Origin of the sequence: Ruegeria sp. HKCCD7221 (assembly GCF_013031225.1) — a bacterium.
In the GTDB taxonomy this organism is placed as follows: domain Bacteria; phylum Pseudomonadota; class Alphaproteobacteria; order Rhodobacterales; family Rhodobacteraceae; genus Ruegeria.
The window spans coordinates 59,933-72,355 of sequence record NZ_WPZE01000006.1 but is presented as its reverse complement, the minus strand read 5'-3'; the positions used below and the strand labels follow the sequence as shown (position 1 = coordinate 72,355).

At 59.7% G+C, this 12,423-nt stretch carries 11 protein-coding genes; 6 read left to right on the top strand and 5 right to left on the bottom strand.

The window, feature by feature from the left end; genetic code table 11:
* Positions 1-53: 53 nt before the first annotated feature.
* The 3 genes from GOX73_RS14915 to GOX73_RS14905 all read left to right on the top strand — a co-directional run bounded on the left by GOX73_RS14915 (position 54) and on the right by GOX73_RS14905 (position 2,237).
* The gene (locus GOX73_RS14915) at positions 54-725 is read left to right on the top strand and encodes an OmpA family protein (protein WP_171126335.1); all 672 of its coding nucleotides are present in this window, start codon (positions 54-56) and stop codon (positions 723-725) included.
* Positions 726-844: 119 nt separating this feature from the next.
* The gene (locus GOX73_RS14910) at positions 845-1,390 is read left to right on the top strand and encodes an NADPH-dependent FMN reductase (protein ID WP_171126334.1); all 546 of its coding nucleotides are present in this window, start codon (positions 845-847) and stop codon (positions 1,388-1,390) included.
* Positions 1,391-1,436: 46 nt separating this feature from the next.
* A complete protein-coding gene (locus GOX73_RS14905; protein ID WP_171126333.1) occupies positions 1,437-2,237 on the top strand; it encodes an acyl dehydratase in 801 nt (266 codons plus the stop codon).
* On the opposite strand, the gene GOX73_RS14900 is transcribed toward GOX73_RS14905, so the two are convergent.
* Positions 2,229-3,263 carry an FAD-binding oxidoreductase gene (locus tag GOX73_RS14900; RefSeq protein WP_171126332.1) on the bottom strand — a complete coding sequence of 345 codons (1,035 nt, stop codon included), beginning with the start codon at positions 3,261-3,263 and terminating at the stop codon, positions 2,229-2,231. The two genes, GOX73_RS14905 and GOX73_RS14900, sit on opposite strands and share 9 nt — an antisense overlap.
* Before the next feature lie 55 nt (positions 3,264-3,318).
* On the opposite strand from GOX73_RS14900, the gene mnmD reads away from it, so the two are divergent.
* Both mnmD and GOX73_RS14890 read left to right on the top strand, forming a co-directional pair.
* The gene (mnmD, locus tag GOX73_RS14895; protein WP_171126331.1) at positions 3,319-3,984 is read left to right on the top strand and encodes a tRNA (5-methylaminomethyl-2-thiouridine)(34)-methyltransferase MnmD; all 666 of its coding nucleotides are present in this window, start codon (positions 3,319-3,321) and stop codon (positions 3,982-3,984) included.
* The gene (locus tag GOX73_RS14890) at positions 3,981-4,850 is read left to right on the top strand and encodes a DMT family transporter (protein ID WP_171126330.1); all 870 of its coding nucleotides are present in this window, start codon (positions 3,981-3,983) and stop codon (positions 4,848-4,850) included. The genes mnmD and GOX73_RS14890 overlap by 4 nt, the downstream gene beginning before the upstream one ends.
* On the opposite strand, the gene GOX73_RS14885 is transcribed toward GOX73_RS14890, so the two are convergent.
* Complete coding sequence (locus GOX73_RS14885; RefSeq protein WP_171126329.1) at positions 4,824-6,788, bottom strand: lytic transglycosylase domain-containing protein; 1,965 nt, start codon at positions 6,786-6,788, stop codon at positions 4,824-4,826. The genes GOX73_RS14890 and GOX73_RS14885 overlap by 27 nt on opposite strands.
* A 133-nt stretch (positions 6,789-6,921) precedes the next feature.
* Here GOX73_RS14885 and dapA point away from each other — a divergent pair, with 133 nt between their 5' ends.
* A complete protein-coding gene (gene dapA, locus GOX73_RS14880) occupies positions 6,922-7,794 on the top strand; it encodes a 4-hydroxy-tetrahydrodipicolinate synthase (protein ID WP_171134996.1) in 873 nt (290 codons plus the stop codon).
* A 98-nt stretch (positions 7,795-7,892) separates the two neighbouring features.
* Here the strand turns inward: dapA and GOX73_RS14875 are convergent, their stop codons facing one another.
* The 3 genes from GOX73_RS14875 to GOX73_RS14865 all read right to left on the bottom strand — a co-directional run bounded on the left by GOX73_RS14875 (position 7,893) and on the right by GOX73_RS14865 (position 12,419).
* Complete coding sequence (locus GOX73_RS14875; protein ID WP_171126327.1) at positions 7,893-8,765, bottom strand: DmsC/YnfH family molybdoenzyme membrane anchor subunit; 873 nt, start codon at positions 8,763-8,765, stop codon at positions 7,893-7,895.
* Positions 8,765-9,514 carry a 4Fe-4S dicluster domain-containing protein gene (locus GOX73_RS14870; RefSeq protein ID WP_171126326.1) on the bottom strand — a complete coding sequence of 250 codons (750 nt, stop codon included), beginning with the start codon at positions 9,512-9,514 and terminating at the stop codon, positions 8,765-8,767. Before GOX73_RS14870 ends, GOX73_RS14875 begins: the two co-directional genes overlap by 1 nt.
* 91 nt (positions 9,515-9,605) lie before the next feature.
* Positions 9,606-12,419 (bottom strand): molybdopterin oxidoreductase family protein, encoded by a 2,814-nt coding sequence (locus GOX73_RS14865; protein WP_171126325.1) that lies wholly within the window; start codon positions 12,417-12,419, stop codon positions 9,606-9,608.
* Positions 12,420-12,423 lie beyond the last annotated feature (4 nt).

The following is a 12,423-nucleotide window of genomic DNA, read 5'->3' as shown; positions in this document are numbered from 1 at the left end:
TGCGCTGAACAAGATGGTCCCGGCAAACGGGTACCAGAGCAGAAGGTGATTTCATGACCATTTCCAAGTTTGTTGTTTCCGCCGGGCTGTGCTCGGCAATGTTTTTGGGCGCGTGCACGGACCCCGGTACGCTGAATTTGCCAGCCGACCCAAACCAGAACACAAAACAGGGTGCGATTCTGGGTGGATTGGTTGGTGCGGGTGTCGGAGCGATCGCGAATGGCTCTGATCCGCTTCTTGGTGCGTTGGCTGGTGGTGCGATTGGTGCGGCGGGTGGCGGCCTGATCGGTAACCAACTGGACAAACAGGCCGCAGAACTGCGTCAGCAATTGGCCAATCAGGGGATTACCGTAACCAATGCCGGAGACCGGCTGATTGTCACCGTGCCGAACGACATCACCTTTGACACCGACAGTTCGACCGTGCGCCCGGCGCTGCGGTCCGATCTGGTGCGGGTGGGGCAAAACCTGGTGAATTACCCCAACTCAACCGTGCAGGTCATTGGCCATACGGACAGTGACGGTGAGGCGTCGTACAATCAGGCTCTGTCAGAACGTCGGGCGGGCTCTGTCGCCGATATTTTGCAGGCCAATGGCGTCAACAGTGCAAGGATCAGCACGATTGGACTGGGTGAGAACCGCCCAGCGGCCTCGAACCTGACGCCTGAGGGTAAAGCCCTTAATCGACGGGTCGATATCGAGATCATTCCAAACGGGCGCACCTGAATTTAACAGGGCATAATTAGGTGCTCTGGCTTTTTCGCACATTGACTGCGCGTCATGGGGGCTATGGCGCGCAGAGGTGTCGCGCTAATTAGTGAAAGACACTATCACGGAGCCCTACCATGTCTGAACCGATCCTGCTTGGCCTGTCCGGATCGCTGCGCCAGAGCGCAACCAACCGTAAGTTGCTGCGCGAAGCCGCGCGGCTGTTTGACCCCGGGACATATGTCGAGGCAGACCTGAACCTGCCGCTTTATGACGGTGATCTGGAGGACGGCGAAGGTATCCCCGAGCCGGTTCAATTGCTGGCGGACCAGATCGCACAGGCGCACGCCGTGATCATCTCGACCCCGGAATACAACAAGGGTCCATCCGGTGTGTTGAAGAACGCGCTGGATTGGGTAAGCCGAACCAAGGGCAAGCCATGGGCCGACAAACCCGTTGCGGTGATGTCCGCCGCCGCGGGTCGCGCAGGCGGAGAGCGGGCCCAAATGGTGCTGCGCGGCTATATGGTGCCGTTCCAGCCACGTATTTTGCAGGGACCGGAAATTCATCTGGCCAGCAGTTCCAGTGAATTCGATGAGCAGGGAAAACTGACCAGCGAAAGATACGAAAGCGCTCTGCAAACTTTAATGCAAAAGCTGCGGGCCGAGGCTGGTTTCCAATAACCACAGGTCGCTTGTCGGTGCCGGTTCCGCTGTCTAGTGTTTTGCCATGAAGGTAGAGACACGGACAGATGTTCTGGACCCGGCCCGCGCCGCCGCGCTTCAGATCGCGTTGGGGCAGGGCGGGACCATTAGGGCAGGCACACCCTTGCCTGCCTTTTTCCACCAGCTTTATTTCTGGACACCGCAGCCACCCGACGGCCTTGGCCGGGACGGTCACCCAAAGGTTGGAAGTGGCCTGATCCCCGATTTGGGTTTGCCTCGCCGGATGTGGGCAGGCGGTCGGCTAGAGTTTCATGCGTCCCTTTTTGCGGGCAGGGTAGCCGAACGGCGCTCTGTCCGGGAAAATCTTGTGTCCAAAACAGGACGAACCGGGCCGCTGGCCTTTGTCACGCTGCGCCACGAGATATGGCAGGATGAAACGCATTGCCTGACCGAGTGGCAGGACCTCGTTTACCGCAACGATCCATTTGACAATGAACCACACCCCATGCCGCCGGTGGCCCGGACCGACGAGACCGCTCGGCGCGAGGTAACTTTCGACTCGACTTTGTTGTTTCGATACTCGGCGCTGACGTTCAACGGTCACCGTATCCATTATGACCTGGACTATGCGCGTCAGGTCGAAGGGTATGATGGTCTGGTCGTGCATGGGCCGTTGCTGGCCCAGTTGTTGATGTTGTTTGCCGAGGATGTGATGGGTCCGCTTGCACGGTTCTCGTTCCGCGCGACTTCGCCGTTGATGCATACCGAAACTGCGACCCTGTGCCGGGACGGTCAGAGCATGTGGGTGCGTGGCCCCGACGGGCGGCAATGCATGATTGCCGATGCCGCCGCGCGGTCACAGTGACGCTTGGGGCCGGAAATCGTCTGGGATCGTATCGCGGTCGTCCAGTATCAGATCGGCCATGATTGCGGCCACCTTCGGGGCCATTCCAAAGCCGATCTTGAACCCGCCATTGGCGATGAACTGTCCCTTGTGCAAGGGATGCGCGCCCAGCATAGGGGCACGGCTTTTGCTGCGGGGACGAACCCCGGCCCAGCGTTCGATCACCTCGGCCCCGTGCAGAACAGGGACTGCGCGCGTGGCACGCTCCAGCACGTCCTCAAGCGCGGCATCTGTGCTGGTTGGATCGTCATACTCGCGCTCGGAGGTTGAGCCGATGGCCAGCGTGCCATCCGCATGCGGCACGATATGGACCGTATCGGCAAAGAGCTGGGGAACATCGCCGGCGTCGAACCGCAACAATGCGGCCTGTCCTTTGACGCCATTGCCGACAACTTTCCCCAATGCGTCGTTTAGCTCCTGAAGTCCAGCCAACCCGGTGGCGTGAACGACTTGCCCCCTGTCCGGTGCCTCAGCCACGACATCAACACCCATGACGGCCAGTGCTGATACCAGCGCGGCACAGGCGCGCCGTGGGTGCATCCGGGCGCTGAGCGTGTCGTGGATTACGTATCCAGTTGGACTGGGTGGGCACCACGATCCCAGTTGTTCGGTTTCAACGACACGCCATTCGGCCTTGCCCTGCCACAGTTCAGCCGCCGTGTCCGCGCGGGCGTGAGCCAGTTCCAAGGTTCTGGGGTCAGGTACAGGTTGAAGCCGCCCCAGCCTTGCAAAACCCGCTGAAACCCCGCCGATTTCCTTAACGCCTTTCCAAAATGGTTCGGCCATGATCAGGCTGTCGAACTGAAAGGCTTTCTTAGCGTTCCAGTTCTCGGGGACATGGGGGGCAAGGGCACCAACCAATCCGCCACTTGATCCTGAACCTGCGCCAAAAGGATCAACGACCTGAACTTTTGCACCGCGTCGGGCACAGGTCCAGGCGATGGACAGGCCAAAGATACCCGCGCCGCGTACCGTCACATCGACCATTGCCAAACCCCTTTTCCTTGTTCAGTGTCGCGCCGCTTAGCTACAGGATTCCCCGATGGCAGACCAGCGTGCCGAACTGACTTGGACCGACGATCAAATACCCGTTTCAGACCGGTTCGACGACCCGTATTACTCGTTGCAAAACGGGCTGGCTGAGACGCGTCATGTCTTTCTTGACGGCAACGACCTGCCCGCGCGCTTCGCGCCGGGATTTCGTATTGCTGAACTTGGGTTTGGCACCGGCCTGAACATGCTGACCGCGTGGTCAGAGTGGGAGAAGTCCGGACAAACAACACCTTTGAGCTTTACCAGTTTCGAAGCCTACCCAATGGACCCTGCGGATATGTCCCGCGCATTGGAGGCTTTTCCCGAAATCACCCCCTGGAGCACGCGTTTTCTGCAGCACTGGCGCGGAGGGTCGTGCGATCTGGGTACGCTGCGGCTTGAGGTTATCGAAGGGGATGCGCGCGAAACGCTGCCCAAATGGGCCGCATCCGCGGATGCGTGGTTTCTGGATGGGTTCTCTCCGGCCAAGAACCAGGAAATGTGGGGGGCTGAGTTGATGCAGCATGTGGCTGACCATACGACCCCCGGCGGTACTGCCGCGACCTACACAGCTGCAGGTTTCGTTCGCCGCGGATTGGAGGATGCGGGCTTTTCTGTCACTCGCGTCCCCGGATATGGCCGCAAACGCCATATGACGCGGGCGGTCAGATCATGACGCAGCAAAACAATACACGCGCAGGGATTGCCCTGATGATCGCGGCAACCGTTGTCTTCGCGTTGCAGGACGGCATGTCCCGCCACCTTGCCGGAACCTACAACACCTACATGGTCGTTATGATCCGGTATTGGTTCTTTGCTGCGTTCGTTCTGGCCCTGGCCCTTCGCGCCCCGGGTGGCATCGGAGTGACGGCGCGGACTAGCCAATTGGGATGGCAGATATTGCGCGGTGTACTGCTTGCCGGCGAGATTTGCGTGGCCGTTTATGCCTTTACCGTACTGGGTCTGATTGAAAGTCAGGCCGTGTTCATCTGCTATCCGCTATTGGTGGCGGCGCTTAGCGGTCCGGTATTGGGGGAAAAGGTGGGCTGGCGGCGATGGACGGCAATTGGCGTCGGCTGCATGGGCGTGCTGATTATCCTTCAACCCGGTATGGGTGTGTTCAACCCGCTGGCAGTGATCCCCCTGATCTCGGCTCTGATGTTCGCGGTCTATGGGTTGCTGACCCGGTATGTCGCCCGACAGGACAGCACTGCAACCAGCTTTTTCTGGACCGGTATCACCGGAGCGGTCGCCATGACTGCGGTCGGCATGTGGTTCTGGGAACCTATGGAAAGCCGCGATTGGTTCTGGATGGGGTTGCTGTGTCTCAGCGGGGTGCTGGGACATTGGCTGCTGATCAAATGCTATGAAATGGCCGAAGCCAGCGCCGTTCAGCCCTTTGCCTATTTCCACCTGATGTGGAGCGCGATTCTGGGAATCTCGGTTTTTGGCGAAACCCTGCGGCCCGCGGTTGTCATCGGCGCCGGACTGGTCATCGCCGCTGGCCTGTTCACCTTATGGCGCGAACGCCGCCAGAGTTGAGCCAATCAGCTCTTGCGAAAACGGGATCGGCAGGGCCGGTTGACCCAGACGGGCGCGGTAGACCGGCAGGCTTTCGGCGACGCGCATCACGTAGTTGCGGGTCTCGCTGAACGGGATCGTCTCAATCCAGTCGACAACGTCAATCTCACCTGCGCGCGGGTCACCATACCGACCCATCCAAGAGATCGGTCTGCGCGGCCCGGCATTATATCCGGCGGCCATCATCACTACGTTGCCGTTGAAATCCGCCGCCAGCCCAGACAGGTAATTCGCACCTAGCTTGGCATTGTATTTCCAGTCAGACGTCAGCTTGCCCGTCTTATGACCACTGAGGATGCCCATGTTTTTGGCAACCAGTTGCGCGGTCGCAGGCATGACCTGCATCAAACCTCGGGCACCTGCCCCACTGACGACAATGGGGTCGAACTCACTTTCGCGGCGCGCAATGGCCAACGTCATCTCCTTGGCCATCGGCAGGCCCAGATCGGCCACCGGATGCACCGGGTAATAGGCAGCAGGCAGGACAACACCGGTTTTGGCCGCGCGCTTGGCAATCATTACGGCCAGATGAGGCTCTTTCAATTCGATAACCAGATCACCCAGTTGGGTTGCCTCGACCGAGTCCAGGTCCTCCACCAGATGTGTCAGGAACCGTTCCGACAGGTTTGCTTCGCCAGCTTGCAGCAGCAACAACCCCGCCTCCAGCACGCTGGACTCGGCGAATTCGGCCTGTTTCCAATGTGGCGCGCGTCTGGGGTTTGCCAATTCACCATCGAACGGGCGGCCAATCTGCTCAGCCGCCAGCAATCCGTAGAACGAGGTCTGATGATCCGCTCCCATGGCATAGGCTTCGTAGGCCTTGTCCGCATTGCCCTGTGCCGCGTAAGCCCGCCCAAGCCAATATCCGGCCCGCCCTTTCGAGATAGGCGACTGAACGGCGTCCGAGAAATTCTGGAAATGACGCACGGCTGTTGCCGGGTCGTTCAGTTTGCGCAGGGCAAGGAACCCTGACAGCCATTCAAGATCGGCATACCCATAGCCCATTTCAGGCGTCATGTGATGGTTGGCCGCGATGTCATAGGCGCGATTGATATCGCCGCCGCGCATCTCCAGCCGCGCCAGGCGGCGTCGGCCTTCTGCCCATTTGTCCGGCTCGCCCAAAGCCTCGGGGCCGGTGGACCGCGCCAGCATCAGGTCAATGGCGCTGTCGTCCAGTTCCTTTTTGTCCCGCCAGACAAACCGGTCAAACGCCAGCCCCGGGGCCTCTGCCAACGATTTGGGAACGGCAGCAACTTTACCATCCACACCAGGCAGGCGCTTTTGCAGCGCGATCCGGGCTTCGGCCAGCTTACGATGATCAGACCCGACCAAAGGCAGCATCTGTCCAGCGCTGACAAGGTGGTTATCCCACAGCATCCGATCCAGCCGGGCCTCATGGTGGGGCTTGAGGAGCTTCCCGAAGTTTTCAAGGTAATCCTTCTGCAGGCCTTTACCCATCGGCATGGTCCGCCACGCCGCAACGATATCTGCCTCGGCATCCCCTGGGCGCCCCTTGGCCTTGAGCGCCACCGCATAGTTCAATGCGCCCTCTGCCGTTTGCGGTGGTACATCGGCATAAAACTTCAATACACGGTCAGGATCTGCCACGGTAAACGCCGGTTCGCTTTTGCGGCGCAGCCATGTCAGGCCCGGCCAATCAGGGCGACGGTCCAAAAAGACCAGTACGTCACCAGAGCTGCCAAAACCTTCGCGAAGCCAATGCCAGACGATTATGTCGCGTGATACCGATCCCCGCGCGCCTGCCTCACGCAAAGCGGCATTCCAGTCGCCTTTGCGCATTTCATCCAGCCCGGCGCGCAGATCGCTTGCTGCGTCGGCATGCGCCTGCCCGAATGATCCCAGAATCATTGCCATCAATAGCGTCAGAACGCGTGTCATGCCTTGCATTTCCTAACCAACCAAGGATAGAGCCATTCAGGATAAACCTTGCGCCGCCGGGATCAACTCACATCACTCAGATTGTGATCGCTGGCGGCACAATAATTGCCAACTGCACTCTGAGGAGCGTGTCATGTTCAAAGGCTCGATGCCAGCCCTGGTCACCCCGTTCACAAACGGCGAGTTGGACCTGGATACGCTCAAACGGTTGGTCGAATGGCAAATTCACGAAGGGTCAACCGGTCTGGTTCCCGTTGGCACCACCGGCGAAAGCCCCACCCTCAGCCATGATGAACACGAAACCGTCGTCGCAGAGGTCGTAAAGGCGTCGGCCGGGCGCGTACCAGTGATCGCGGGTGCGGGATCGAACAATACGGTCGAAGCAATCCGTTTTGTGCGATTCGCTCAGAAGGTTGGCGCTGACGCCGCGCTGGTTGTGACCCCGTATTACAACAAGCCGACGCAAAAAGGACTGATCGCACATTTCCGGGCGCTGCACGATTGCGCAGATATTCCGATCATCATTTACAATATCCCGGGCCGCTCGGTCGTCGACATGACGCCTGAAACGATGGGAGAGTTGGCGGAACTGCCGCGCATTGTGGGCGTTAAGGACGCCACCGGCGATCTGGCGCGTGTCAGCCAGCAGCGCGCCACCTGCGGCGAAGATTTCTGTCAATTGTCAGGCGAAGACGCAACTGCACTTGGCTTCAATGCGCATGGGGGCGTGGGCTGCATTTCGGTAACAGCAAACGTGGCGCCGAAACTCTGCGCCGAGTTCCAGCAAGCGACGCTTCAGGGTGATTACGCCAAGGCGTTGGAATATCAGGACCGGCTGATGCCTTTGCACGAGGCGATCTTTATTGAACCGGGTCTTGTGGGCGCGAAATACGCCCTCAGTAAACTCGGCCTCTGCAGCACCGAAGTCCGTTCGCCTCTGACTGAGCTGGAAGAAGGTACCAAATCTGCGATTGATGCGGCATTGGTCCACGCCGGTCTCCTATAGCCCGGCTGACCCTTGGCGGGGTCCGCCCTTCATCTGGCTGAAAATATCCCGGGGGATGAATTGGTCTGAAAGACCAAGAAGGGGGCTGGCCCCCTTCTTTATCTCTTTCCGTAATACAATCCGACCACGTGCTCGGCCTGCGCGAAAAACAACCAGCGTGACACGGCGACACCCGCCAGATGCGAGACCACCGCGATCAGCGCAAAAAAGTGGTTGAACGGCAAAAACAGCAGAACGACTGGTACGAAGAAAGCCAACAGAAACGAAATGATCCGCAGCTTCTCGGCATGTTTGCGTCCCACGACATGCACGAACTCGCGCAGCAGATAGTTCGTCCCGGTATGCGGAGGTTCGAACGCCCGAACTGCCCCGCGCGACCCCAGACCCGTTGCCGTGCCTAGGTTGGTTCCAGATTTGGCGAACGCTTTGTCGCCCTGCCACCAATAAAGGGCTTGAATGGTCGCGGCGATAAGTAACAAAGGTACGGCAAGCCGGGTTTGACCTGCAAGCAGAGCCCCGCCAGCCAGACCGAAACTCAGAAACAGAGCCGGTGTCAGCTTCATGTTCCAGCGAGGGATGGTCTTGAGTTGGGTATAGATCATGGACGTCGTGAAAACAGTCGCCAACGAAAACACTGACCCGATGACCCCAAGCACGCTCCACTTTTGTCCCAGAAAGACCGCTCCAATCGCGTAAAAGCCCATGACGGTCAGTGCGATGACGGCGCACCATCCTTCGCGGCTAAGCCAACTGGATCTCCATTGTGTGAACGCCTTCCAGGCGCGTTCAGGGTGCCCAAGGTGGAAGGTCGACGCCATAAGTCCGCCAACAGACAGGCCATAGGCGATAATAAAGAAGACGAACGCAACCCAGCCGGTGACGTCCGGCATCCCCAGACCCAGAAAGAAGAGAAGACCGAAACCCAGACCGGACAGGGTGGTGAAGATGATGACGGAAGGCGCTGGATGCATCAGAGCTTCTCCAGAGCTTTGTCGAGCCAGCCGATAAAGCCCTTGGGTTCTTCGGCGACCGGGGCCAGCAGGGGCGCGAGAATATCAATCTGGTCTTCCACCTGATCTTTGGGGCGCGGTGGCAGGTACTTGTTCACGGGTTTTGTGCCCATCTCGGGCATCAGGTCCATTCCTTCGCGTTCGGCCACCAATTTACTGACATCGCTTTCGGGGTCTCCCAGATCACCGAAATGCCGTGCCCCTGCGGGGCAGGTGCGAACACAGGATGGAACTCGGTCCACCTCGGGCAGGTTTTCATTGTAGATACGGTCAACGCACAATGTGCATTTCTTCATTACACCTTCCGCAACATCCATCTCACGCGCGCCGTAAGGGCAGGACCACGCGCAGAGCCCACATCCGATGCAGTCACTTTCATTGACCAGCACGATGCCATCCTCGACCCGTTTGTAACTGGCCCCGGTTGGGCAAACGGTGACGCATGGGGCGTCCTCGCAATGCAGGCAGGACTTTGGAAAGTGGATCAGTTGGGCCGGGCCTTGATTGGGTTGCACTTCGTAGGAATGAACTCGGTTCAGGAACGTGCCTGAGGGGTTGCTGCCATAGGCATCCTGATCCGAAAGGGGAGCGCCATAGTTTTCCGTGTTCCAACCTTTGCACGATATTACGCAGGCATGGCACCCGACACAGGTGTCAAGATCGATCACCAGCCCCATTTTACGCTCGGTGGATTGTGGGAGCTGGGTCATGGTTGCCTTGCCTCTGCGTTTGGGGTGACGGCGGGCTGGGGCTCTGCCCCAGACCCCGGGATATTTTGGGCCAGATGAAGAGCGGATCGGGTCATTTGCCAACCTTCCAAGCGAGGTCTTTGGGCCCGGTCCCCACAGGCGACTTGATCGGGCTAAATTCCGGTTGGCTTTCCGCATCCTCAGGCGGCGCGGCCTTTTCGATTTTGACCCTCAGGTCGAACCACGCGGCCTGTCCGGTAACCGGGTCGGAATTGGCCCAGCGCATTCCATCGCCTTTGTGTGGGAGGAGTTCGTGGATCAGGTGGTTCAGCAGGAAGCCTTTGGTGGCTTCGGGGGCGTCTTCTTGCAGGGCCCAGGCACCTTTGCGCTTACCAATGGCGTTCCATGTCCACACGGTATTTTCGTTCAGTGCAGCCATTTCCATGACTGGGACTGTGATTTCCCCATGCGGTGAACTGACTTTGGCCCAGTCACCGTCTTGCAGATCGTGTTCGCGCATCAGCTTTGTGGGCACGTAAAGCGGGTTGCGCCCGTGCAATTGGCGGAGCCATGCGTTTTGGGTGCCCCAGCTGTGATACATCGCCATGGGGCGTTGGGTTAGGGCGTTGACGGTGAAGCCTTCGTTGCCCTGCTGGTCGGTTTCGTGCCAGATGGGCAGCGGGTCCATCGTGTCTTTGAGGCGCTGGCGCAGGTGCTCGGGGGGCTGGCGGTCACCATGCCCTTCGGCGGCCAGTTGGAATTTGCGCATCGGTTCGGAATAGAGCTGGAACAAGTAGGGTTGCGGGCTGTCATAGAGGCCCATGCTAACGGCCCAGTCCTGATAGGCGGCATTCCACGGTTTGTAGTAATCCGCGCCTTCGGGGATGTGGGCCACGTAGAAGCCGCCGTTTTCGATGTACCGGTTTAACTGGTCCGGGTTGACCTCACCACGCCCTTCCTTGTCGCCGTCCTCACCCCGGAACCCGGCAAGCGGGCCGATGCCCGGTTTGCGTTCGTGGTTGACGATATAGTCAGCGTAATCCTTCCATTTTGGTGTGCCGTCTTCGTTTGTGAAGCCCGGCAGGCTCATGCGGTTGGCCAGTTCAATGAGCACCGACTGGAACCCGCGTACGTCGCGGTCGGGTTCGATCACGGGCCAGCGGATCGCGTCGGCGGCGGCGTCGGCCTCGCAGATTGGGCGGTCCAGAAGTGAGATGCAGTCGTGTCGCTCCAGATAAGTTGTGTCGGGCAGGATCAGGTCGGCATAGGCGACCATTTCCGAGGAATAGGCATCCGAGTAGATAATCTTGGGGATGACGTATTTGCCGTCTTCGGTCTTGGCCGACAGCATCTCCATCACGCCCTTGGTGTTCATGGAGGAGTTCCACGACATGTTCGCCATATACATGAACAGCGTGTCGATCTTGTAAGGATCACCGGCGGCGGTGTTCGAGATCACCATATGCATCAGCCCATGCGCCGACATTGGGTTTTCCCATGTGAACGCCTTGTCGATGCGCTGGGCATTTCCGTTTTCGTCCAGCAGCAGGTCTTCGGGGCCGCGCGGGAAGCCAAGATGGGGGCCTTCCAGCGGGCGACCCGGGCGGCGATCGCCGTGCGGGGTGGGGTGGGCCTCGACCGGTTTGGGGTAGGGCGGTTTGAAGCGGAAGCCGCCGGGAACCTCGACCGTGCCCAGCAGGATTTGCAGCACGTGCAGCGCGCGGCAGGTTTGGAAACCGTTGGCATGGGCCGAGATCCCCCGCATCGCGTGGAAGCTGACCGGGCGGCCTGTCATTTTGCTGTGTTTCTCGCCCCGGAAATCAGTCCATTCCTGGTCAAGCTCGATGGCCTCATCAAAGGCGACACGGGCGATCTCAGTTGCGATGGCGCGGATTTTCTGGGCCGGTATGCCGCAGCGCTCGGCCACGTTTTCCGGGGCGTGATCGTCCGAGAGGTATTTCTCGGCCATCAGGTGAAAGACCGGGCGGTGGGTGACGCCATCCTTGTCATAGGTGGCCGACAGGTCCGGGCGCACACCGGGTTTGTCAAAGGCGGTGGGCTTTCCGGTCACACGGTCGATCACCAGAGGTTTGCCGTCGGCGTCGCGCAGGAACAGGCCCTTCTCGGGGCCGTCAGAGGCATTCACCAGAACCGGCGCGTTGGTGTAGCGGGCAAGGTAGTCGAGGTCGATCTTGCCCGCCTTCATCAGCACATGGATCAGCGACAGGATGAACAGCCCGTCGGTGCCCGGCGTGATCCCGACCCAATCATCGGCCACCGCGTTATAGCCCGAGCGGATCGGGTTCACCCCGATCACCCGCGCGCCGCGCGCTTTGATCTTGCCGATCCCCATCTTGATCGGGTTGCTGTCGTGGTCCTCGGCCACACCGAACAGCATGAACAGCTTGGTGTGCTCCCAGTCGGGTTGGCCGAATTCCCAGAACGCGCCGCCCATGGTGTAGATCCCACCCGCCGCCATGTTGACCGAGCAGAATCCGCCATGGGCCGCATAGTTTGGCGTGCCGAAATGCTGCGCCCAGAAACTGGTAAAGCTCTGGCTTTGGTCGCGCCCGGTGAAGAAGGCCAGTTTCTGTGGGGCGGTTTCGTGCAGTTCGTTCAGCCAGCCGACAGCGGTGCTGATCGCCTCGTCCCATTCGATTTCGCGGAATTCGCCCGAGCCACGCGGGCCGACCCGGCGCAGCGGTTTACAAAGGCGCGAGGGTGCGTTGACCTGCATGATCCCGGCGCTGCCCTTGGCGCACAGAACGCCCTTGTTCACGGGGTGGTCGCGGTTGCCCTCGATATAAGCAACTTTGCCGTCCTTCATGTGGACATTGATACCGCAGCGGCAGGCGCACATGTAGCAGGTGGTCTTGCGGACCTCGTCTGAGACCTTGGGCGAGGTGTCGATCACTGGCTGGTTCAAAAGC